This is a genomic window from Streptomyces sp. NPDC017225 (assembly GCF_044331465.1).
In the GTDB taxonomy this organism is placed as follows: Bacteria; Actinomycetota; Actinomycetes; order Streptomycetales; family Streptomycetaceae; genus Streptomyces.
Window position 1 is genome coordinate 439,586 of the sequence record NZ_JBIRNE010000003.1, and the last position, 20,263, is coordinate 459,848.

At 72.9% G+C, this 20,263-nt stretch carries 20 protein-coding genes; 12 read left to right on the forward strand and 8 right to left on the reverse strand.

Annotated elements, in window-relative coordinates; translation table 11 throughout:
- Nucleotides 1-14: 14 nt before the first annotated feature.
- From ACH4NX_RS09260 to ACH4NX_RS09270, 3 genes are read left to right on the forward strand one after another with little or no spacing between them, the layout of a single operon-like run.
- Nucleotides 15-1,172, forward strand: coding sequence for a CbiQ family ECF transporter T component (locus ACH4NX_RS09260; RefSeq protein WP_398127820.1), 1,158 nt, complete (start codon nucleotides 15-17; stop codon nucleotides 1,170-1,172).
- Entirely contained in the window at nucleotides 1,169-2,863 is a 1,695-nt protein-coding gene (locus ACH4NX_RS09265; RefSeq protein ID WP_398127809.1) for an ABC transporter ATP-binding protein, read from the forward strand. Before ACH4NX_RS09260 ends, ACH4NX_RS09265 begins: the two co-directional genes overlap by 4 nt.
- Nucleotides 2,860-3,696, forward strand: coding sequence for an ECF transporter S component (locus ACH4NX_RS09270; RefSeq protein WP_398127810.1), 837 nt, complete (start codon nucleotides 2,860-2,862; stop codon nucleotides 3,694-3,696). Before ACH4NX_RS09265 ends, ACH4NX_RS09270 begins: the two co-directional genes overlap by 4 nt.
- Before the next feature lie 122 nt (nucleotides 3,697-3,818).
- On the opposite strand, the gene ACH4NX_RS09275 is transcribed toward ACH4NX_RS09270, so the two are convergent.
- Entirely contained in the window at nucleotides 3,819-4,589 is a 771-nt protein-coding gene (locus ACH4NX_RS09275; RefSeq protein WP_351388398.1) for a calcium-binding protein, read from the reverse strand.
- A gap of 439 nt (nucleotides 4,590-5,028) precedes the next feature.
- On the opposite strand from ACH4NX_RS09275, the gene ACH4NX_RS09280 reads away from it, so the two are divergent.
- A complete protein-coding gene (locus ACH4NX_RS09280) occupies nucleotides 5,029-5,634 on the forward strand; it encodes a lytic polysaccharide monooxygenase (RefSeq protein WP_398127821.1) in 606 nt (201 codons plus the stop codon).
- Between the two features lie 158 nt (nucleotides 5,635-5,792).
- On the opposite strand, the gene ACH4NX_RS09285 is transcribed toward ACH4NX_RS09280, so the two are convergent.
- Both ACH4NX_RS09285 and ACH4NX_RS09290 read right to left on the reverse strand, forming a co-directional pair.
- On the reverse strand, nucleotides 5,793-6,110 hold the full coding sequence (locus ACH4NX_RS09285; protein WP_398128444.1) for a hypothetical protein: 318 nt from the start codon (nucleotides 6,108-6,110) through the stop codon (nucleotides 5,793-5,795).
- A gap of 313 nt (nucleotides 6,111-6,423) precedes the next feature.
- Entirely contained in the window at nucleotides 6,424-6,855 is a 432-nt protein-coding gene (locus ACH4NX_RS09290; protein WP_398128445.1) for an ATP-binding protein, read from the reverse strand.
- A gap of 94 nt (nucleotides 6,856-6,949) precedes the next feature.
- Here ACH4NX_RS09290 and ACH4NX_RS09295 point away from each other — a divergent pair, with 94 nt between their 5' ends.
- The 4 genes from ACH4NX_RS09295 (at nucleotide 6,950) to ACH4NX_RS09310 (ending at nucleotide 10,269) form a co-directional block, all read left to right on the forward strand.
- The gene (locus tag ACH4NX_RS09295) at nucleotides 6,950-7,798 is read left to right on the forward strand and encodes a helix-turn-helix domain-containing protein (RefSeq protein WP_398128446.1); all 849 of its coding nucleotides are present in this window, start codon (nucleotides 6,950-6,952) and stop codon (nucleotides 7,796-7,798) included.
- A complete protein-coding gene (locus tag ACH4NX_RS09300; RefSeq protein WP_398128447.1) occupies nucleotides 7,773-8,039 on the forward strand; it encodes a DUF397 domain-containing protein in 267 nt (88 codons plus the stop codon). Before ACH4NX_RS09295 ends, ACH4NX_RS09300 begins: the two co-directional genes overlap by 26 nt.
- The gene (locus ACH4NX_RS09305) at nucleotides 8,036-8,509 is read left to right on the forward strand and encodes a hypothetical protein (protein ID WP_398128448.1); all 474 of its coding nucleotides are present in this window, start codon (nucleotides 8,036-8,038) and stop codon (nucleotides 8,507-8,509) included. Before ACH4NX_RS09300 ends, ACH4NX_RS09305 begins: the two co-directional genes overlap by 4 nt.
- Before the next feature lie 119 nt (nucleotides 8,510-8,628).
- A complete protein-coding gene (locus ACH4NX_RS09310) occupies nucleotides 8,629-10,269 on the forward strand; it encodes a hypothetical protein (protein WP_398128449.1) in 1,641 nt (546 codons plus the stop codon).
- Here the strand turns inward: ACH4NX_RS09310 and ACH4NX_RS09315 are convergent.
- On the reverse strand, nucleotides 10,223-12,379 hold the full coding sequence (locus ACH4NX_RS09315; RefSeq protein ID WP_398128450.1) for a bifunctional glycosyltransferase 87/phosphatase PAP2 family protein: 2,157 nt from the start codon (nucleotides 12,377-12,379) through the stop codon (nucleotides 10,223-10,225). The genes ACH4NX_RS09310 and ACH4NX_RS09315 overlap by 47 nt on opposite strands.
- Before the next feature lie 456 nt (nucleotides 12,380-12,835).
- Here ACH4NX_RS09315 and proP point away from each other — a divergent pair, with 456 nt between their 5' ends.
- Both proP and ACH4NX_RS09325 read left to right on the forward strand, forming a co-directional pair.
- The gene (proP, locus tag ACH4NX_RS09320) at nucleotides 12,836-14,230 is read left to right on the forward strand and encodes a glycine betaine/L-proline transporter ProP (protein ID WP_351388382.1); all 1,395 of its coding nucleotides are present in this window, start codon (nucleotides 12,836-12,838) and stop codon (nucleotides 14,228-14,230) included.
- A 179-nt stretch (nucleotides 14,231-14,409) separates the two neighbouring features.
- Nucleotides 14,410-15,081, forward strand: a complete 672-nt coding sequence (locus ACH4NX_RS09325; protein ID WP_351388379.1) for an O-methyltransferase — start codon at nucleotides 14,410-14,412, stop codon at nucleotides 15,079-15,081.
- Between the two features lie 38 nt (nucleotides 15,082-15,119).
- Here the strand turns inward: ACH4NX_RS09325 and ACH4NX_RS09330 are convergent, their stop codons facing one another.
- Nucleotides 15,120-15,512 (reverse strand): hypothetical protein, encoded by a 393-nt coding sequence (locus tag ACH4NX_RS09330; RefSeq protein ID WP_351388376.1) that lies wholly within the window; start codon nucleotides 15,510-15,512, stop codon nucleotides 15,120-15,122.
- 192 nt (nucleotides 15,513-15,704) lie between these two features.
- Here ACH4NX_RS09330 and ACH4NX_RS09335 point away from each other — a divergent pair, with 192 nt between their 5' ends.
- Nucleotides 15,705-16,061 (forward strand): DUF1992 domain-containing protein, encoded by a 357-nt coding sequence (locus ACH4NX_RS09335; protein WP_398128550.1) that lies wholly within the window; start codon nucleotides 15,705-15,707, stop codon nucleotides 16,059-16,061.
- 18 nt (nucleotides 16,062-16,079) lie between these two features.
- Here the strand turns inward: ACH4NX_RS09335 and ACH4NX_RS09340 are convergent, their stop codons facing one another.
- Both ACH4NX_RS09340 and ACH4NX_RS09345 read right to left on the reverse strand, forming a co-directional pair.
- Nucleotides 16,080-16,622, reverse strand: a complete 543-nt coding sequence (locus ACH4NX_RS09340) for a hypothetical protein (protein WP_398128451.1) — start codon at nucleotides 16,620-16,622, stop codon at nucleotides 16,080-16,082.
- 5 nt (nucleotides 16,623-16,627) lie between these two features.
- Nucleotides 16,628-17,350 carry a hypothetical protein gene (locus ACH4NX_RS09345; protein WP_351388371.1) on the reverse strand — a complete coding sequence of 241 codons (723 nt, stop codon included), beginning with the start codon at nucleotides 17,348-17,350 and terminating at the stop codon, nucleotides 16,628-16,630.
- A 165-nt stretch (nucleotides 17,351-17,515) separates the two neighbouring features.
- On the opposite strand from ACH4NX_RS09345, the gene ACH4NX_RS09350 reads away from it, so the two are divergent.
- The gene (locus tag ACH4NX_RS09350) at nucleotides 17,516-18,025 is read left to right on the forward strand and encodes a GNAT family N-acetyltransferase (protein ID WP_398128452.1); all 510 of its coding nucleotides are present in this window, start codon (nucleotides 17,516-17,518) and stop codon (nucleotides 18,023-18,025) included.
- Nucleotides 18,026-18,052: 27 nt separating this feature from the next.
- Here the strand turns inward: ACH4NX_RS09350 and ACH4NX_RS09355 are convergent, their stop codons facing one another.
- Nucleotides 18,053-20,221 carry a DHA2 family efflux MFS transporter permease subunit gene (locus ACH4NX_RS09355; protein ID WP_398128551.1) on the reverse strand — a complete coding sequence of 723 codons (2,169 nt, stop codon included), beginning with the start codon at nucleotides 20,219-20,221 and terminating at the stop codon, nucleotides 18,053-18,055.
- Nucleotides 20,222-20,263: the final 42 nt, after the last annotated feature.

Here is a 20,263-nt window from a genome sequence, read left to right on the forward strand (position 1 = left end):
CTGGGGCGGCACGGGTGGGCGCAGGCGGCACCCCGCAAGCGCCGGCGAGCATCCCCACCCCCCGCCACCACCGGGGCCCCGCCCTGCACCCCGGCGCCTGGTGGCTCTGGGCGCTGGCCCTCGGCACCGCCGCCACCCGCACCACCAACCCCCTCCTCCTCTCCCTCCTCGTAGCCGTCTCCGCCTACGTCGTCATCGCCCGCCGCCCCCACGCCCCCTGGTCCCGCTCCTACGGCGCCTTCGTCAAGCTCGCCCTCGCGGTCCTCGTCATCCGCCTCCTCTTCACCACGGTCCTCGGCTCCCCCATCCCCGGCACGCACACCCTCGTCACCCTCCCCGAGGTCCCCCTCCCCGACTGGGCACAGGGCATCCGCCTGGGTGGCCGGGTCACCGCCGAGGGCCTCACCTTCGCCCTGTACGACGCGATGAAGCTGGCCACGCTCCTCGTCTGCGTCGGCGCCGCGAACGCCCTCGCCAACCCCGCCCGCCTCCTGAAGTCCCTCCCGGGCGCCCTGTACGAGATGGGCGTGGCGGTCGTCGTCGCCCTCACCTTCGCGCCGAACCTCATCGCCGACGTCCAGCGCCTGCGCGCCGCCCGCCGACTGCGCGGACGCCCCGACGGCGGCGTACGGGGCCTGCTCCAGGTCGGTCTCCCGGTGCTCGAAGGCGCCCTGGAGCGCTCCGTCGCCCTCGCCGCCGCGATGGACGCCCGCGGTTACGGCCGTACCGCGCAGGTCCCCGCCCCCGTCCGCCGTACCACCGCCGCCCTCACCCTGGGCGGCCTGCTCGGCGTCTGCGCGGGGACGTACGGGCTGCTGACCGCGGCGGGCGGCACGTACGGCGTCCCCGTCCTGCTGGCCGGCGTCGCCGCCGCGCTCGCGGGGCTGTGGCTCGGCGGTCGCCGGTCGGTCCGCACCCGGTACCGGCCGGACCGCTGGGACGCCCGTGCCTGGCTGGTCACCGCCTCCGGCGTGGCGGTGGCGGCGCTGATGTTCCTCGCCGCCGCCCGCGACCCGGCGGCGCTGCACCCGGGCGTGGTCCCGCTGGTCGCCCCCGCCCTCCCGCTGTGGCCGGCGGCGGCCGTACTCATCGGCCTGCTCCCGGCGTTCGTCACCCCCGCCCCCACCTCCGTACCCACCCGCGTACCCGCCCCCGTCAAGGAGCCGTCGTGATCCGCTTCGAGGATGTCTCCGTGACGTACGACGGAGTGGCCGAACCCACCGTCCGGGGCGTCGACTTCGAGGTCCCCGAGGGCGAACTCGTCCTGCTCGCCGGCCCGTCCGGTGTCGGCAAGTCCACGGTCCTCGGCGCGGTCAGCGGCCTCGTGCCGCACTTCACCGGCGGCACGCTGAGCGGCCGGGTCACGGTGGCCGGCCGCGACACCCGCACCCACAAGCCGCGCGAACTCGCCGACGTCGTCGGCACGGTCGGGCAGGACCCGCTCTCCCACTTCGTGACGGACACCGTCGAGGACGAGCTGGCCTACGGCATGGAGTCCCTCGGTCTGGCCCCGGACGTGATGCGCCGCCGCGTGGAGGAGACCCTCGACCTGCTGGGCCTGACCGATCTCCGGTCCCGCCCCATCGCCACGCTCTCCGGCGGCCAGCAGCAGCGGGTCGCGATCGGCTCGGTCCTCACCCCGCACCCGGACGTCCTGGTCCTGGACGAGCCGACCTCCGCCCTCGACCCCGCCGCCGCGGAGGAGGTCCTGGCCGTCCTCCAGCGCCTGGTCCACGACCTCGGTACGACGGTCCTGATGGCCGAGCACCGCCTGGAACGCGTCATCCAGTACGCCGACCAGGTCGTCCTGCTCGCGTCCCCGGGCGCGGCGCCGCTCCTCGGTCCTCCGGCGGACGTGATGGCCGTGTCCCCGGTGTACCCGCCGGTGGTGGGCCTGGGCAGGCTGGCGGACTGGTCGCCGCTGCCGCTGACGATCCGCGACGCCCGGCGCCGCGCGGCCCCGCTGCGGGACCGGCTGGCCGGCCGGGAGATCCCGGACCACACGCCGCCGGCCGCCACGCTCCCGCCCCTTCCCCCGCTCCGGCCCGCCCGCGCGTCCCGCTGGCGCCGCCGCGGGAAGGCCCCGCAGGCCGCCCCTTCGGACCCCACCCCGTACGCCGCCGAGGCCCGCTCCCTCGCCGTCCGCCGGGACCGGATCCAGGCGTTGCGCCACATCGACCTGACCGTCTGCCCCGGCGAGACCGTCGCCCTGATGGGCCGCAACGGCGCCGGCAAGTCCACCCTCCTGTCCGCCCTCGTCGGCCTGGTCGAACCGTCCGCCGGTTCGGTCCGCGCCGGCGACGCCGTACCGCACCGCACGGCCCCCCGCGACCTCGTACGCCGGGTCGGCCTGGTCCCGCAGGAACCGCGCGACCTGCTGTACGCCGACACGGTCGCCGCCGAGTGCGCGGCCGCCGACCGGGACGCGGAGGCGGACCCGGGCACCTGCCGCGCCCTCCTCACCGAACTGCTCCCCGGCATCGCCGACGACGCCCACCCCCGCGACCTCTCCGAGGGCCAGCGCCTCACCCTCGCGCTGTCGGTCGTACTCACCGCGCGCCCGCCGCTGCTCCTCCTGGACGAGCCGACGCGCGGCCTGGACTACGCGGCGAAGGCCCGGCTGGCCGGCATCCTGCGCGGCCTGGCCGCCGAGGGCCACGCGATCGTGCTGGCCACGCACGACGTGGAACTCGCCGCCGAGGTGGCCCACCGGGTCGTGCTGCTCGCCGAGGGCGAGGTGATCGCCGACGGTCCGGCGGCGGACGTGGTGATGGCATCGCCGTCCTTCGCCCCGCAGGTCGCGAAGGTGCTGGCCCCGAGGCAGTGGCTGACCGTCGCGCAGGTGCGGGAGGCGCTGGCATGACCGGCGGCGTCCCTCCCCAGCGTCAGGCCCGCGCCGTCCGCCTCGGCCCCCGTTCCGTGGCCGCCCTGCTCCTGGTCAGCGCGGTGGGCGTGGCGGGCTTCGGCTGGCCCTTCCTGGCCCCGCCGGAAGCCTCGCTGAACGCCCACGCGCAGGACGCGCCGTGGCTGTTCGCGGGCCTGCTGGTGCTGCTGGTGGCCGTGGTGGCGGCGACGATCTCGGAGTCGGGGCTCGGCCCCAAGGCCGTGGCGATGCTCGGTGTCCTGGCGGCGGTGGGCGCGGCGCTGCGCCCCATCGGCGCGGGCACCGCGGGCCTGGAGCCGATGTTCTTCCTCATGGTCCTCAGCGGCCGGGTCCTGGGCCCGGGCTTCGGCTTCGTCCTCGGCTCGGTCACGATGTTCGCCTCCTCGCTGCTGACGGGCGGGGTGGGCCCGTGGATGCCGTTCCAGATGCTGTCGATGGGCTGGTTCACGATGGGGGCGGGCCTGCTGCCCTTCCCCGACCGCCTGCGCGGTCGCACGGAGCTGTTCATGCTGGCCGCGTACGGCTTCCTGGCGGCGTTCGCCTACGGCACGGTGATGAACCTGGCGGGCTGGACCTTCATGAACACGCTCGCCTCGAACATCGCCTTCGACCCGGACGCGTCGATCCCCGACAACCTGGCCCGCTTCCTCGCCTACTGCCTGGCCACGTCCCTCGGCTGGGACGGGGGCCGCGCCGCCGTGACGGTCGTACTGACCCTCGCGCTCGGCACCCCGGTCCTGAAGGCACTGCGCCGCGCCACCCGCCGGGCGGCCTTCGAGGCCCCGGTCACGTTCGAGCGGCCGGCGAGGTGAGCCGCCCCACGTGACCGAGGGCGCCGACTGCGGCGGCACCGCGCTCGCGACGCCGATCGCGCCGCGGGGCAGGGCCTTCGCGCTGAGCGGCGCGCTCACGGGAGGGCGTGCGCCGGGTGCGCCTACGGGAGGACGATGTCGCGGCCCGGCCCGCCTTCGACGGTGTCCTTGCCGAGGCCGCCACCGACGAGGTCGTCGCCGCCTTCGCCGTACAGCATGTCGTCGCCGGGGCCGCCGAGAACGATGTCGCGGCCGTCCCCGCCCATGGCATGGTCGTCGCCGGAGCCGGCGTACACGGTGTCGTCGCCGCCGTAGCCCTCGATCATGTCGTCGCCCGCGCCACCCCACATCCGCTGGTCGTCGCCGTCACCCATGAGGTGGTCCGTGCCGTCGCCGCCGTGCAGCACGGCGGGCCCCATGACCATGTCGTTCCCGTCACCGCCCAGCACCGTGCGTGCCGTGTGGGCATGCAGTTCGTCGTCCCCGGAGCCGCCGCTGACGGTGCCGACCCCGGGGGTGAAGGCGGCGACCGTGTCGTCGCCGTCGCCGAGGTGGATGTCGATCCGGTCGGGACGGGGGCCCTCGGCGGGCAGTTCGCAGACGACGGCGGTGGTGTCCTCGGCCGAGGAGTACGCGCAATGGCCGCCCGGTTCGAGCGGGACCACGTCGCGGAAGCCGATCCGCTGGATGCCGTCGCTGGTGTACATGAAGAAGACGTTGAGGTCGTTGGTGTGGCCCGCGGCGGCCGTGAAGACGATCGACTGGGTCTCCCAGTCGGCTCCGACGCGGGACTTCGCCTCGGCGGCGCTCGCGGCGGTCGCCGGGCCGAGGGCGAGGCCGGCAGTGCACAGGGCCACGACGAACGCGCCGACGGCGGTTCGGTTTCGGTTCATGGAACCTCATCTCGATGGAGTGACGGTTGACCGAACGGCTTGCGTGGTGCTGCGGGGACTCGGCCGTGAAGGCGGTCTCCTCCGCCGGCCCGAAGACGCCGGGCCGCGAACTGACGCGGCGTCATGGTAAACCGTTGCCCCTCCGGAGGCGATGGGTGGGACTCGACGGCAAGGAGTGGTTCCGGAGTCGCCGCGGGAAGGGCCGACCGCCCGAGTCCGGCAAGGACACGGGCTCCCGCACCAGGGCGGATTCCCCGACCGCGACCCACCGCTGTGATCAAGTTTGTCTGTTTCATTGACATTTCACTGAGGAGTCGTCATTTTGGGAGCGCTCCCACTACAGCCTTGCCTCTGGAAGGAGTCCCCCCACATGCGCACAACGAGTCCGTTAACCGGGCGTTCGCGGTCGGCCCTCCGCCGGCCTCTCCAGGCGCTCGTCATGCTGTTCGCCGTGGTCGTCGGCGCACTGGCCTGGTCTACCCCCGCCCAGGCCCACGGCACCATCGTCGGTCCCGCCACCCGCGCGTACCAGTGCTGGAAGACGTGGGGCAGCAACCACACGAACCCGGCCATGCAGACCCAGGACCCCATGTGCTGGCAGGCCTTCCAGGCCAACGCCGACACCATGTGGAACTGGATGAGCGCCCTCCGCGACGGCCTCGGTGGCCAGTTCCAGGCGAAGACCCCCGACGGGACGCTCTGCAGCAACAACCTCGCGAGGAACGCCAGTCTGAACAAGCCCGGCCAGTGGAAGACCACCAACGTCGGCAGCAACTTCTCGGTGCAGCTGTACGACCAGGCGTCCCACGGTGCCGACTACTTCAAGGTCTATGTGAGCAAGCAGGGCTTCGACCCCAAGACCCAGACCCTGGGCTGGGGCAACCTCGACTTCATCACGCAGACCGGCGGCTTCGCCCCGGCACAGAACATCTCCTTCCCCGTCCAGACCTCCGGGTACACCGGACACCACGTGGTGTTCGTGATCTGGCAGGCCTCGCACCTCGACCAGGCGTACATGTGGTGCAGCGACGTGAACTTCGGCTGAGCCGAGGAGCGCCGCGCACGGCACCGGCCTTCGCCGGGCGCCGGTGACCCGCCCGCCCGGCAGACCGAGCCCCGTCGGGGCAGGGGGCCCCTCGGCCACCTGCCCCGACGGGGCTCCCGAGCTCGGCGTTCCGTGCCCGAGGACGACCCGCCCATCGCTCAGGCGACCTTGAGTGTCCAGTCACCGGCCAGGAGGCAGGCGACCCACACATAGCCGGGCCCACTCAGGCGGACCGTCCCCCTCTCGGTACCCGTCACGTCCGTGTCCAGCGGCTCGCCACTGCCGAACGCCTGATGCACGACGCCCAATCCCCTCGTGCGGCCGACGCTCTCGTACCGCAGCTCCAGCTCCCCGCCCTCCCAGGTGAAGAGCTGGGTGCCGTGACCGGCCACGGAGGCCGGCAGGGGCGGTACGTCGTCAGGCCGCAACCTGTCGAGCTGCCAGCGGGCCACACCGTTCTCCCCGGCCTTCTTCACCTCCAGGTGCGTATACCGGGCGGGGACGACGAACGGATGCCACGATCGCCCCGACGTTCGGAGAAGGGCGGCGGCCGACGTCCGCTCCTGCGGAGTGTCGATCCACGGAGTCACGCTGTAGGAGGTCACCGGACCCCGCGACCTCAACCGCAACAGCGCCGGCTCCCCCTTCGAACGAGGAACGGCGACAGTGCGCTTCCTCCAGCCACCCACCGGAAACGCTTGTGACATCACGTGCGGCCCCTCCCCTTACGGGCGCCCTTCCGGCCACCCCCGCCTCACCGGCACAGAGGTGATCCAACCACCTCACAGATCACCTCGGCAGACTTCGGACCTCGAACCACACGGTCTTGCCGTCCCCGGGCCCCGGCCCCACGCCCCACTTGTCGACCACCGCGTCCAGCAGCACCAGCCCCCGGCCGCTCTCCGAGTCGTCACTCACCCGCCCGGCCGCGACGGGGAGCCGGGGGCTGCCGTCCGCCACCTCCACCCGGACACCACCGCCGTCCGCCCGCCGCAGCAACAGCAGCGTGCAGCGGCGGTCCGGGACATGGCGTACGACGTTGGCCAGCAGCTCGGTCACGCCGAGCTCCACGGCGTCGGCCAGCTCGTCGAGGCCCCATTCGCCCAGGTACGAACGGACGATGCGCCTGACGTGCCCGGCCGAGTGGGCGCCCGCCGTGAAGCTCATCCGGTACTGGTTCGCGCAGTGGCCCACGAGGACCGAGGGAAAGTATTCGTTCACGGCACGAGCCTGACGTCGGACGACTACCGTGGGCTACCGAACGGATACAACCGGTCCCGTGGTGGACCGAGTTGTGCGAGAGGGGGCTCTCCGCATGACCCACATCAACGTCCTCGACCCGGGCGCTTCACCGCTCGACTACTACGGCTTCGAGCTGCGCCGCCATCGGGAGGCGGCCGGGCTGACGCAGCGGCAGCTCGGCGACATCGTCAACTACACCGGCTCACTGGTCGGCCAGATCGAGACCGCGCGCAAGCTGCCGACGCAGGAGTTCAGCGAGCGCGTCGACGCGGCGCTGGGGACGGGCGGGCTGCTGTCCCGGCTGGTCGACCTGGTGATGCGCAGCCAGCAACCGGCGTGGTTCCAACAGGTGGCCGAGTTGGAGGTGCGCGCGGTCGAGATCTGCACCTTCCAGACGCACATGATCCACGGCCTGCTCCAGACCGACGCCTACGTACGGGCCGTACTCGGCACGCTCGACCCGACCGACCTCGACGACCGCACCGCCGTACGGCTCGCCCGCCAGCGCATCTTCGAGAAGGAAGAACCACCGGTCTTCTGGACGGTCCTCAGCGAGGCCGCGCTGCGCCAGGAGATCGGCGGCCGCAAGACCATGCGCGGCCAACTGACCCACCTCCTGTCCTTCGAGGACAATCCTCGGATCAACGTCCAGGTGCTGCCGTTCTCGGCGGGCGCGCACGCGGGGCTTCAAGGCTCATTCAACCTCTATCGCTTCGCGCGGGACCCCGCCATCGTCTACACGGAGGGGTACGGCACCGGTCATCCGACCGCCAACCCGGAGAGCGTCAAGGACTGTTCACTCCGTTACGATCATCTCCGGGCCGCCGCGCTCTCCCTCAAGGACTCGGCGGAGCTGATCCGCCGGGTGATGGAGGAACGCTATGGGGAGCAAGGCGATGCCGACGAGGATCCAGTGGCGTAAGTCCAGCTACAGCGGCGACCAGGGCGGCGACTGCGTGGAGTGCGCGCCGCTCGGCCGGCTGGCCTGGCGCACGTCGTCGTACAGCAGCGACCAGGGCGGCGACTGCGTCGAGGTCGCCGAGCTGCCCCGCCACGCCACCGTCGCCGTCCGCGACTCCAAGAACCCGGCGGGACCGGCCCTCACCCTGGCCCCCGCCGCCTTCACCGCCTTCACCGCCTGGGCCTCCACCACCGCCGAGTGATCGCGTCCGGCTCCGGAGACGAGCCCTACGCCGAGCACGACGGGGCGGTACTGCTCCTGCTGCTCCTGGCCGGCCTCGTCGCCGTGCTCTGGCTCACCCTTCGTGGGATCACGGGCCTGGTGCGCGCGAGGAGGACCGGCCCGGGCGGGCGGGTGTTCCTCGCACCGGCGGCCGTACTGGCGTGGGGCGCGACGGCCGGCATGTACACCTGGGGCCTCCTGCACCTGTTCTTCTTCGACGACCACGCCCAGGCCCAGGCGTGCCACCGGGCCCTGGGCGGCGGCGAAGTCAGCGGTTACGTACCGACGTTCCTCCCGCTGCACTTCGGCTGCCGGGCCGGGGACGGGCGGGTGGTCGAGGCCGTCATCCCGTCGTACCTGAATCCGGCGACCGTCCTGCTCGGGATCGCCGCGCTCACCCTGACCGGGCTCGCCGTCACTCACCGGACGCGGGAGGCCGTGCCCGAATGACCCGGTGCCCCTGTGGCCCGGTGACCCGGCCCGGGTCCAGGTAAACGTTTCTGTTCGAATTATCGTCTTCGCACGTGCCCCCGCCGTGCCCCCGATGACGCCGAACGGAAACCCCCACCGTGGTCCCTGCCGCACTGACGACCGTCCCCCGCCCCGAGCGGCAGCGGGAGAGACGTCCGGGCGATGCCCTGCGCGCCTTCGGGCGCCGGCATCGCGTGGCCCTGCTCGCCACCCTGCCCACCATCCCGCTGTACGCGGTGTGGTGGGCGTTTCTCGCCACCGGCGGGGGTGACCTCGCCGCGCAGGAGGCGTGGGCCGACTTCACCTCGCGGCACGCCGGTTCGCCGTACGGGCTGTTCTGGTACGGCGGGACGCACACCGCCAACTACAGCGTCATATCGCCGCACCTGATGGCCCTGCTCGGCGTACGCACGGTCACCGCGGTGTCCGGGCTGGCCGGCGCCTGGCTGGCGGCCGTGCTGATCGGGCGGGCCGGGGTGCGCAGACCCCTGTGGCCCGCCCTGCTCGCCTCCCTCGCCCTGTGGTGCAACGTCGCCTCGGGGCGTACGACCTTCGCGCTCGGGCTCGCCTTCGGACTGGCGGCGTGCGTGGTGCTGGTCCGGGAACGGCGGACGGTCCTCGCCGCCGGGTACGCGGCACTGGCCACCATGGCCTCGCCGGTGGCCGGGCTGTACCTGGCCGTCGTGGGCGCCGGTTACCTGCTCGTACGGGACTGGGGGCGCGCCCTGGTGCTCCTCGTACCGCCCGCCGTCGTCGTCGGGCTGACCACGCTGCTGTTCCCCTTCACCGGGGAGCAGCCGATGCCGGCGGCCCGAATATGGCCGCCGGTCGTGCTCGGCCTCGCGGTCACCGCGTTCGCCCCGCGTACCTGGCGGGTCGCCCGGTGGAGCGGGGCCGTCTACGCGACCGGCACCGTGCTCACGTACCTCGTCGCCTCGCCCGTCGGCACGAACGTCGAGCGCTTCGCGGAGTACTTCGCGCCCCCCGTGCTGCTCGCCGCCCTGCTCAGCACGGACCGGTCCCGGCGGGTCGCGCGCAATCTGCTGATCGTCGCCCTCGTCTTCTCCGTCGGGTGGATGGGGAAGAAGACCGACGACGACCTGAGGGAGTACACCGTGGTGCCCGCCTGGGCCGTCGAGACGGACGGTGTCCTGCGGGCGCTGGACGGCCTCGGGGCCGACCGCACCCGGGTGGAGGTGGTGCCGGCCCGCGACCACCGCGAGGCGGCCCGGCTCGCCCCGCACGTCAACCTGGCCCGTGGCTGGAACCGGCAGCTCGACGTGGAACGCGCCCGTCTCTTCTACGACGGCACCTTCTCCGCGGCCACCTACCGGGCCTGGCTGGACCACTGGGCGGTCGGCCTCGTCGTCCTGCCGCTGGGCAAGCCGGACGGGCCCGCCGAGGCCGAGGCGGCACTCGTCCGGGACCCGGACCTGCGGCCCGAGTGGCTGGAGCCCGTCTGGCAGGACGAGCACTGGAGGGTGTACCGGGTGCGGGACGCCGTACCGCTCGTCTCCGAGCCCGGCAGCGTCGTGACGACCGGCAGCGCCGACCTGGTGCTCCGCGTGGACCGGCCCGGCCCGGTGACCGTACGGGTCGCCTGGTCGCCGTGGCTGCGGACCGACGGCGGGTGCCTCGCCCAGGACGGCGAGTTCACCCGCCTGACCGTCGAGGCGCCGGGCGAGTACCGGCTCAGCTCCCGGTACGGTCCTTCGCCGGAGTCGGAGGATCGCTGCTGAGCTTCTCGGCGGGCACGCCGGTGTCCTTGGCCGGGGGCGGCGCGGGGGCGGGGATGGCGTTCGCCGGGGTGGCGCCCTTGACCGCCGAGGCGTCCTTGGCCGCGGTCGCGGTGACCAGCCGGGCCCTCGGCCCCTGGAACAGGTACGTCAGGCCGAAGCCCGCGGCGACCACGGCCGCGCCGCCCACCGCGTCCAGGATCCAGTGGTTGCCCGTCGCCACGATCGCCGCGACGGTGAACAGGGGGTGGAGGAGGCCGAGGGCCTTCATCCACATCTTCGGGGCGATGATCGCGATCGCCACCCCGCACCACAGCGACCAGCCGAAGTGCAGCGACGGCATCGCCGCGTACTGGTTGGTGAGGTGCGTCAGCGTGCCGTAGTCCGGCTTGGAGAAGTCCTGCACGCCGTGCACCGTGTCGATGATCCCGAGGTTCGGCATCAGGCGCGGCGGTGCCAGCGGGTACAGCCAGAAGCCGACCAGGGCCAGCAGCGTGGCGAAGCCGAGGGACGCGCGGGCCCAGCGGTAGTCGACCGGGCGGCGCCAGTACAGGACGCCGAGGACGGCCAGCGGGACGACGAAGTGGAACGACGTGTAGTAGAAGTCGAAGAAGTCCCGCAGCCAGCCGATCCTCACGACGGCGTGGTTGACCGCGTGCTCGATGTCGATGTGCAGGAAGCGCTCGATGTCCAGGATCTGCCAGCCGTGCTCCTCGGCCCGGGCCCGGCCCGCCGAGTTGCTGCCGCCGGTCGCCGCGAGGCGGACCTGGGAGTAGGCGGCGTACGTGACCCGGATGAGGAGGAGCTCCAGGAGGAGGTTGGGGCGGGTGAGGACCCGGCGCAGGAACGGCAGCAGGGGGACGTGCTTGAAGCGGGTCGGGACCGGCGGCGCGTAGCTCGTCGGGACCGGCGCGTCGAAGTACGGCGACGTGCGGGACAGGAAGGGCACGGCGACGGCGGCGGCCAGCGCCGCGAGGAGTACGACGTTGTCGCGCAGGGGGTAGAGGGCCGCCATGTTCGGCAGCATCATCTTCGCGGGCAGCGTCATCACCAGGACGACGGCGACCGGCCACACGTACCGGTCGGAGGCCTTCTTGCCGACCCGGCCGACGAGCGCGGGCAGCACCCACAGCAGCTGGTGCTGCCAGGTGGCCGGCGACACCACGACGGCCGCGCAGCCGGTGACGGCGACCGCGAGCAGCAGCTGTCCGTCGCGGGCGTAGCGCACGGCGCGGCGCAGGGCGAGGACGGCGACGGCGGCGCCGAGCAGGAGGAAGAGGGCGATCTCCAGGGGGCCGGAGAGGCCGAGTCGCAGCAGGGCGCCGTGCAGCGACTGGTTGGCGAGGTCGTCGGCCTCGCCGCCCAGGCCCACACCGGCCATGTGGTGGACCCAGTAGGTGTACGAGTCCTGCGCCATCGCCGCCCAGGCGACGGCGGTGCAGGCGACGAAGGTGATCCCCGTCGACACGGCGGCCCGCCTGCGGTCGGTGAACCACAGCAGGGGGACGAAGAGGAGGACGGTCGGCTGGAACGCGGCAGCGAGGCCGATCAGCGCGCCGCCGATCCGGTCGCCGTGCTCACCGCGTACGGCGAAGCAGCCCAGCAGGACCAGGAGGACCGGGATGATGCTGGTCTGGCCGAGCCACAGCGCGTTGCGCACCGGCAGCGACAGCATCAGCAGGCTGACGGCGACGGGGGCCGCCAGCAGTGCCGTACGGCGGCCCACCGGCTTGGGCAGGGCGCGGGCGGCGACCAGGCCGAGGGCCACGACCAGCAGCAGCGAGCCGAAGGTCCAGCCCCAGCCGAGGGCCTGTTCGGCGGCGCGGGTGAACGGTTTGAGGACCAGGCCGACGAAGGGGGTGCCGGTGAACTCCGTGGAGTCGTAGAGGGACCCCTCCACGTGCAGGACCCCGTGCTCCCCGACCCAGGTGTCCAGGTCCGTCAGCCGTTCCCCGCTCGGTGTGCTGAGGACCGCGGCCAGCTGTCGTACGCCGAGGATGGCGGCGACCAGCCACAGGCCGAGGCGCGCGACGCGCAGCCGTGCCCTGGTCGCATCGACGGCCGGTGCCCCGAAGGGCTCCGCCGGTCGCCCACTGTGCTCCGCATTCGCCACGCCTCGTCGGCCTCCCGCCCCGTTCGTACCGCGCCCGTGTACGCGGTGTGTTGTCCTTGCGAACCCTATGAGGCTCGCACCACCCCCGGGGGGAGACGCAGGCAACCCCCGTTCCACCTGCCCGCCGCCCGCGATTCGTCCCGCATTTTCGCGGCCGTCCGGCCGTTTGTCCGGATTGACGATAGTGCGGGAGCGGTACCGACGCCTCCTGCGGGAGCGAGAAGGATCACAGGTCACACGGCCGGGGAGCGCTTCGTGGGGCGCGGACGTCCCTGCGTGTACGCCCTTTTGGTGCAGTGTGCAACGAAAAGCATACCGGGCGTAAGCGGCGCATCAGCGCCTATGGTCGCTTTTCTGCCCGTGGCCGAGTGCCGCGGGCTTCTTCCGGCCCGGCGACAGTGCCGCCGTGCGGGTCGTGGCGTCCCTGTTCCCGTCGAAAGGTAGGCGAGCGAAGTTTTGTCGGCTGCCCCCGTCGCCACTCACCCGTCCGGCACGAACCCGCACTCCTCCCCTCCCCCGGGATCCGCTCCGGGGGCCGCTTCCCCCACCGTGACCGATCCCGCTCTCGTCAGGCGTGCCGTGAAGGCGGCGGCGCTCGGCAACGCGATGGAGTGGTTCGACTTCGGCGTCTACAGCTACATCGCCGTGACGCTCGGCAAGGTCTTCTTCCCGTCGGGCAACCCGACCGCCCAGCTGCTCTCCACGTTCGGCGCCTTCGCCGCGGCGTTCCTGGTCCGGCCGCTCGGCGGCATGGTCTTCGGCCCGCTGGGCGACCGGGTCGGACGGCAGAAGGTCCTCGCCTTCACGATGATCATGATGGCGGCGGGCACGTTCGCCATCGGACTGATCCCCTCGTACGCGACGATCGGCGTCTGGGCGCCGGTGCTGCTGCTGGTCGCCCGGCTGGTGCAGGGGTTCTCCACCGGCGGTGAGTACGCGGGCGCCTCCACCTTCATCGCCGAGTACGCCCCGGACAAGCGGCGCGGCTTCCTCGGAAGCTGGCTGGAGTTCGGCACGCTCGCCGGGTACATCGGCGGTGCGGGGCTGGTGACCCTGATGACGGCACTGCTCTCCGACGGCGACCTGACGTCCTGGGGCTGGCGCATCCCGTTCCTGATCGCCGGGCCGATGGGCATCATCGGCCTGTACCTGCGGATGCGGCTGGAGGAGACGCCGGCGTTCGCCGCCGAGCTGGAGAAGGCGGAGACGTCGCGGCCGAAGGTACCGCTGCGGGACATGATCACCGGTCAGTGGCGGGCGCTGCTGCTCTGCGTCGGCCTGGTGCTGGTCTTCAACGTCACCGACTACATGCTGCTGTCGTACATGCCGAGCTACCTGACGAGCGAGCTGGAGTACGACGAGACGCACGGGCTGCTCGTGGTGCTGGTCGTGATGGCGCTGATGATGGTCGTCCAGCCGTTCGCCGGCGCGCTGACCGACCGGGTCGGGCGGCGGCCGGTGATCGCGGCGGGCTGCGCGGGGTTCCTGCTCCTGTCCGTACCGGCGCTGCTGCTGATCCGTGAGGGCAGCCTGCTCGCGGTGGGGCTGGGCATGGCCGCGCTGGGGCTGCTGCTGGTCTGCTTCACGGCGTCGATGCCGTCCGCGCTGCCGGCGCTGTTCCCGACGCGGGTGCGGTACGGCTCGCTGTCGATCGGCTTCAACGTGTCCGTGTCCCTGTTCGGCGGTACGACACCGCTGGTGGTGACGGCGCTGATCGGGGCGACGGGCGACCTGATGATGCCCGCGTACTACATGATGGCCGCCGCCGTGGTCGGTGGCGTGGCGGTGTGGTTCATGTCGGAGTCGGCGGGCCGCCCCCTGCCGGGGTCGGCTCCGTCGGTGGAGGGCTGAGCGCGGGCCCCCGGGGTGTTCCGCGGGGCCCCCGGGGTGTTCCGCGGGGCCTCCCGGGGGCCCCGGGCCCGTGCCCCGCGGACGCACCCCGGCGAACGCCTGACACGCCGCCACCGCGCGGATATCTTCGTCAGCGCACCTACTCGGAAAAGCTGACGACGCACACGGGAGGCCCCGTCATGAGCGAGTCGCAGCTCTGGGACGACGTCGACGCCTATTTCACCGGCCACCTCGCGCCCGACGACGACCCCCTGACGGCCGCCCTGCGGGACAGCGAAGCCGCCCGGCTGCCGCAGGTGAACGTCACCGCCAACCAGGGCAAGCTCCTCCAGCTCCTCGCCCAGGTCCAGGGCGCCCGCACCATCCTGGAGATCGGCACCCTGGGCGGCTACAGCACCATCTGGCTGGCCCGCGCCCTCCCCGCCGACGGCCGCCTCGTCACGCTGGAGTACAGCGCCCGGCACGCCGAGGTCGCCACCCGCAACATCGCCCGCGCCGGCCTCGACGCCCTCGTCGACGTACGCGTGGGTCCCGCCCTGGAGTCGCTGCCGAAGCTCGCCGACGAGCGTCCGCCGCCCTTCGACCTGGTCTTCATCGACGCCGACAAGGGCAACAACCCGCACTACGTGGAGTGGGCCCTGAGGCTCACCGCCACCGGCAGCCTGATCGTCCTCGACAACGTGGTGCGCGGCGGCCGCGTGGCCGACGCCGAAGACGACGCCGACGACGTACGCGGCACCCGCGCCGCCATCGAGCTGATCGGCAGCCACCCGCGGCTCAGCGGTACGGCCGTCCAGACGGTCGGCAGCAAGGGGTACGACGGATTCGCGCTGGCCCGGGTGCTGGCCTGAGCACCCGCGCCCCTGGGCAGGCACCGGCGCGCGGGTGCTCAGGCCTCGTGGTAGAAGCCGACGTTGACGCTGCGCGGCTCCGCGCGGTCCTGGACCACGATCTCGCCGCTGCCGCCCCTCGGCAGCGGCACGGTGCCGCCGTAGTCCAGGGGCCGCGTGTGTCCGCCGACGGTGAGCCGGACCTCCGAGGAAGGGTCCGGCTGCGAGCCCCGCAGCCAGGTCAGCCGCCACGTGCCGTCGGGACCGCAGCGGAACTCCAGGTGGACCCGGGAGACGAACAGCCAGTCGTCCGGCGTCGACAGCCGGCACACGGACCTGTCCCGGCCCACCTTCAGCACCGCCCCGGGCTCGCTGGGCGCGTCGGCCATCTGCATGCCGGCCGTGGCACCCGCGTCCGCCGCGGTGACGGCGGCCATGGTGAGTTCGAGCACGCGCGCTCCTTCTGGGGCCCGAGAGGAACCTGGGACGTCCCTCGTTGACGTACTGCCGCCGCATGATAGATCGGCCGGTGGCGCGCTGTCCGGCACACTGGGGTCATGACCGAGCGAAAGCCTCCCGGCGTCGACTTCGATATGGGGGTCCCCCCGCTCGAACGAAGTTGAGAGTGGGGGAGGGTCGACAAACTGATTCGTGACGCGGACGCGCGCGGCGAGTTCGCACAGCTGCCCGGCGCGGGGAAAACCCTTCCGAGCGAAGTGGACAGCACCTACGACGAACTGTGGTGGGTCAAGCGGAAGATGGCCCGCGAGGGCTTCTCCGTGCTGCCGCCCACGCCGGCCCTGCGCAAGGAGGCGGAGGACGCCCTGGAGGCGGCGGCGAACGCGCCGTCGGAGCGGGTGGTCCGCCGCATCGTCGAGGAGATCAACGTCAGGATCCCCGACGTCATGTTCAAGCCGCCGCCCGGCCCCCCGCTGGGTCTGAGGCCCTACGACGTCGAAGAGGTCGTACGGCAGTGGCGGGAGCGCCGGGCGGATCGGTGACGCCTGTGTGCCTGTGTGTCACAGGCGCATGAGACGGTCCGCCAGCTCGCGGTAGTCCCGCAGGGCCAGGCGGAGTTGTTCGGTGTCGGTGCTCGTGGCGGCGTGCTCGGGCTCGCCCGTGTCCCGCCAGGACGTGCGCAGTGTGCGGCGCCGGTGCGTCACGGCGTCCGTGACGCGGGAACCGATCTCCTCCAGGACGCGGTCGGCCTCCTCGACGGAGGCACGCGGCGCGTCGACGAAGCCGGCCACCGCGTGCTGCAACCGCTGCCCGAGCTTGTCGCACTCCTCGTGCGGGAGCAGCGCGCCCGCGTGGGCGGCCGGGGTGGTGCCCTTCGTACGGTCCGGGCCGTCGATCCGGTCCGGGCCGTCGATCGGGCCGTCGGTCCGCAGGCCGGGGGTGGTGTCGGCGCCCGCGCCGACGGCGTGGTCGGCGCGGGCGCCGGGGGCCGGGTACGCGTCGTCCGTCCGGTCGGCGCCCAGGGGCCTCTCGTCACGGGCGTCGGGTATCTGCCTGTCCCGCTCGGCGGGGATGCCGCCGGGCTGCCGGGTCACATCGGACATGTGCCTCAACTCTCCTTCGGCTGGCGCTTGCTGAGCGACCAGGAGTGGTGGGTGCGGGCGGCGCGGGCGGGCGCGCGTCCGTCGCCGTCCGTACCGGCGCGGTGCCTGCCGCCGTCGTGCCCGCCGCCGTCGTGCCTGCCGCCACCGTCATGGCGGCTTCCGTCGTGGCGGCCGGGGCGTACCAGGTCCTCGAACAGCGCGCGGGCCTCGACCAGGGACTCGCGCATCTCCTCCGTACCCGCGCCGCTGTCCTGCGCGCCGTCCACGCGCGCGTGCGTCACGCGGTGCACGCGCCGGTAGCCGTCGACGTGGTGGGCGTGGTGCACGGACAGTGCCGCGAGCTGCTCCTCGTACTGCCCGCCGTCCGGGAAGCCCCGGGCGCCGGCCAGCTCCGCGAGCAGCCGGTCCGCCTCGCCGACGGCCTCGCGCGGGGAGTCGACGAAGCGCTCCTGGGTCGCGGTCCAGCGCGCCTCGAAGCGCTCGCGCTCGGCCGGCTCCAGCGGCCTCTCGTGCAGCGAGCCGTGCCGTTCCACGCGGTCGGCGAGTTCGCGCTCGGCGGCCTTGGTGTCGCCGTCGTGCCGGGCCACGGCCCGGTCGTACTCGGGCCCGAAGCGCCGCTTCAGGCTTCCGCCGTGCTGGGGGCCCCGCGCGCGCAGGGCCAGTACGGCCGCGACAACGAGCACGGCCGCCACGATCACGATCAAAGCGATGATCACGCCTGTGGACATGAGTGCCTTCCGGGTTCTCGGCCCTACCGGCTCTCCGAACGGGCCGGTTCGCTGTTCGGGTTGCCCCGGAGTCCGCGCTCAAACGGCGCACGACGCGCGCCGACGGCGCATCGGTGGGAAAATACGCTTGCGCAGCATGCCGGTGCCGTCCCGACAATGCCGGTCATGACCTGGACCGTCGCCCCGGAACCGTACGACTCCCCCGTCGCCGCCGCCCTCTGGCGCGCGTACTACACAGAGGTCAGCGACCGTTACTACCTGCTGCACGAGGGGCGGACCACCGACCCCGGTGAGCTGGAGCGGGAGATCGCCGCCCACCGCGGCGCCGACCTCGTACCGCCCCGGGGGCGGTTGCTGGTCGCCCGGTACGGCGGCGAACCGGCCGGCACCTCGGGCGTACGACTGCGGGACGACACCACCGCCGAGCTCACCCGGGTGTTCCTGTACGAGCGGATGCGCGGTCTGGGCGGCGCGGCGCTGCTGGTGCGGGCCGCCGAGGACGCGGCACGGGCGCTCGGGGCCTCGCGGATGGTCCTCGACACGCGGGGCGACCTCGTCGAGGCCCGTGCCCTGTACGCGCGCCTCGGCTACACGGAGACCGAGGCGTACAAGGAGGACCCGTACGCCGAGCACTGGTTCACGAAGCGGCTGAAGCGGCTCCCGCGCGCCGCCTGACGGAGCGTGCAGGCCGACAGGGGCGGCTCAGCCGGCCCGCGCCGGGGTGCGTTCCTCGCGCGTACGTCCCTCACGCGTACGTCCCTCGTGCGGGCGCTCCCGCTCCGAGCCGCACAACTCGCCGGTGAGCTCCCTCACCAGACGCACCAGGTCGGTCGGGCGGTCCGGGCCCCACCAGTCGCCCAGCAGCTCGGCCAGGGACTCCTCGCGGGCCGTCGCCAGCCGCTCCGCCACCTGCCGGCCCCGGTCGGTGAGGACCAGGTCGGGACCCTCGCGGACGGCGAGGTGCCGCTCCTCCACCTGGCGGGCGGCGGCCATGACGGCGGTCAGCGGCACGGGGCTGCGCTCGGCGAGCACGGCAGGCTCCACCCGGCCGTACTTCCTCACCCGCAGCAGCATCCAGCTCGACGCCGGCAGCAGGTCGTAGCCCGCCCGCGCGGTGATCCGCCGGTAGATCTCCCGGCGCCCCTCGCGGGTACCGAGCACCGACAGCGCACGGCACACCTCGTCGCGCGAGGACCGTTCCACCGGGTTGCTGGCCAGGGTCTGGGTGGCGTCCGGTGCCCTGACCGAGCCGCGCAGCCGGTCCTCCTTCAGGAACCAGGCCAGCAGGAAGCCGAGGAGGGCGACGGGGGCGGCGTACAGGAAGACGTCGGTGATGGCGGAGGCGTAGGCACTCAGTGCCTCGGGGCGCAGGGTGGGCGGCAGGGCGCCGATGCCGCGCGGGTCGGCCTTGAGCGTGTCCACGGAGACGCCGGGCGGGAGTTCGGCGCCCCGGAAGGCGTCCGCGAGCTTGTCGCCGAGGCGCCCCGCGAAGATCGTGCCGAAGACGGCCACGCCGAAGGACGCGCCGATGGAACGGAAGAAGGTCGCGCCGGAGGTGGCGACGCCCAGGTCCTCGTACGCCACGGCGTTCTGCACGATGAGGACGAGGACCTGCATCACCAGGCCGAGGCCCAGTCCGAAGACGAAGAAGTAGGCGCTCATCTCGGCGGTCGCGCTGTTCTCGTCGAGCTGGTGCAGCAGGAGCAGGCCGAGGGTGGTGACGGCGGTGCCCGCGACGGGGAACACCTTCCAGCGGCCCGTGCGGCTGACGATCTGCCCGGAGACCGTCGAGGACAGCAGCAGGCCGAACACCATCGGCAGCATGTGCACACCGGACATGGTCGGGCTGACGCCCCGCACGACCTGGAGGAACGTCGGCAGGTAGGTCATCGCGCCGAACATCGCGAAGCCGACTACGAAGCTGATGACGGCGGAGAGCGTGAAGGTGCGGACGCGGAAGAGCTTGAGCGGGAGGACGGGCTCGGCGGCCCTGCGCTCCACGGCCACGAAGAGGGCGGCCAGAGCGACTCCCAGCACCGCCAGGCCGATGATCTGCGGCGACCCCCAGGCCCAGGTCGTGCCGCCGAGCGAGGCCACCAGCACCAGGCAGGTGGCGACGGAGGCGATGAGGAGGGTGCCGAGGTAGTCGATGACGTGCCGGGTGGTCCGGCGCGGGATGTGCAGCACCGCCGCGATCACGGCGAGCGCGACGATACCGACGGGCAGGTTGATGTAGAAGACCCAGCGCCAGCTGAGATGCTCGGTGAACACCCCGCCGAGCAGCGGCCCGAGCACGCTGGTCGCACCGAAGACCGCGCCGAAGAGCCCCTGGTAGCGGCCGCGTTCGCGGGGGGAGACCAGGTCGCCGACGATCGCCATGGACAGCACCATCAGCCCGCCGCCGCCCAGCCCCTGGAGAGCGCGGAAGGCGATCAGTTCGGGCATGCTCTGCGCCACGCCGCACAGCGCCGAGCCGACCAGGAAGATTCCGATCGCCGTCTGGAAGAGCTTCTTGCGCCCGTACTGGTCGCCGAGCTTTCCCCACAGCGGCGTGGCGGCGGTCGCGGCCAGCAGGTACGCGGTGACCACCCAGGACAGGTGCTCCAGGCCGCCCAGGTCGCTGACGATGGTGGGCAGCGCCGTCGACACGATGGTCTGGTCGAGGGCGGCGAGCAGCATCCCGAGCAGCAGAGCGCCGATCGAGACGAGAACGCCGCTGGAGACCTGCTCCTGACCTTGCCCCTGTCCCTGGCCCTGTCCCTGGCCCTGCTCCTGCTCCTGGCCCTGGCCCTTCCCGCTCTTGCCGGACCGCACCGGGTCCGGCGGGTTCCTCGGGTCCGGGTCCGCAGCTCCGCGCACATCTCCCGCCATGAAGACCTCCCACGGGCGTCTCACGGTCTCTCACGGGTGCCT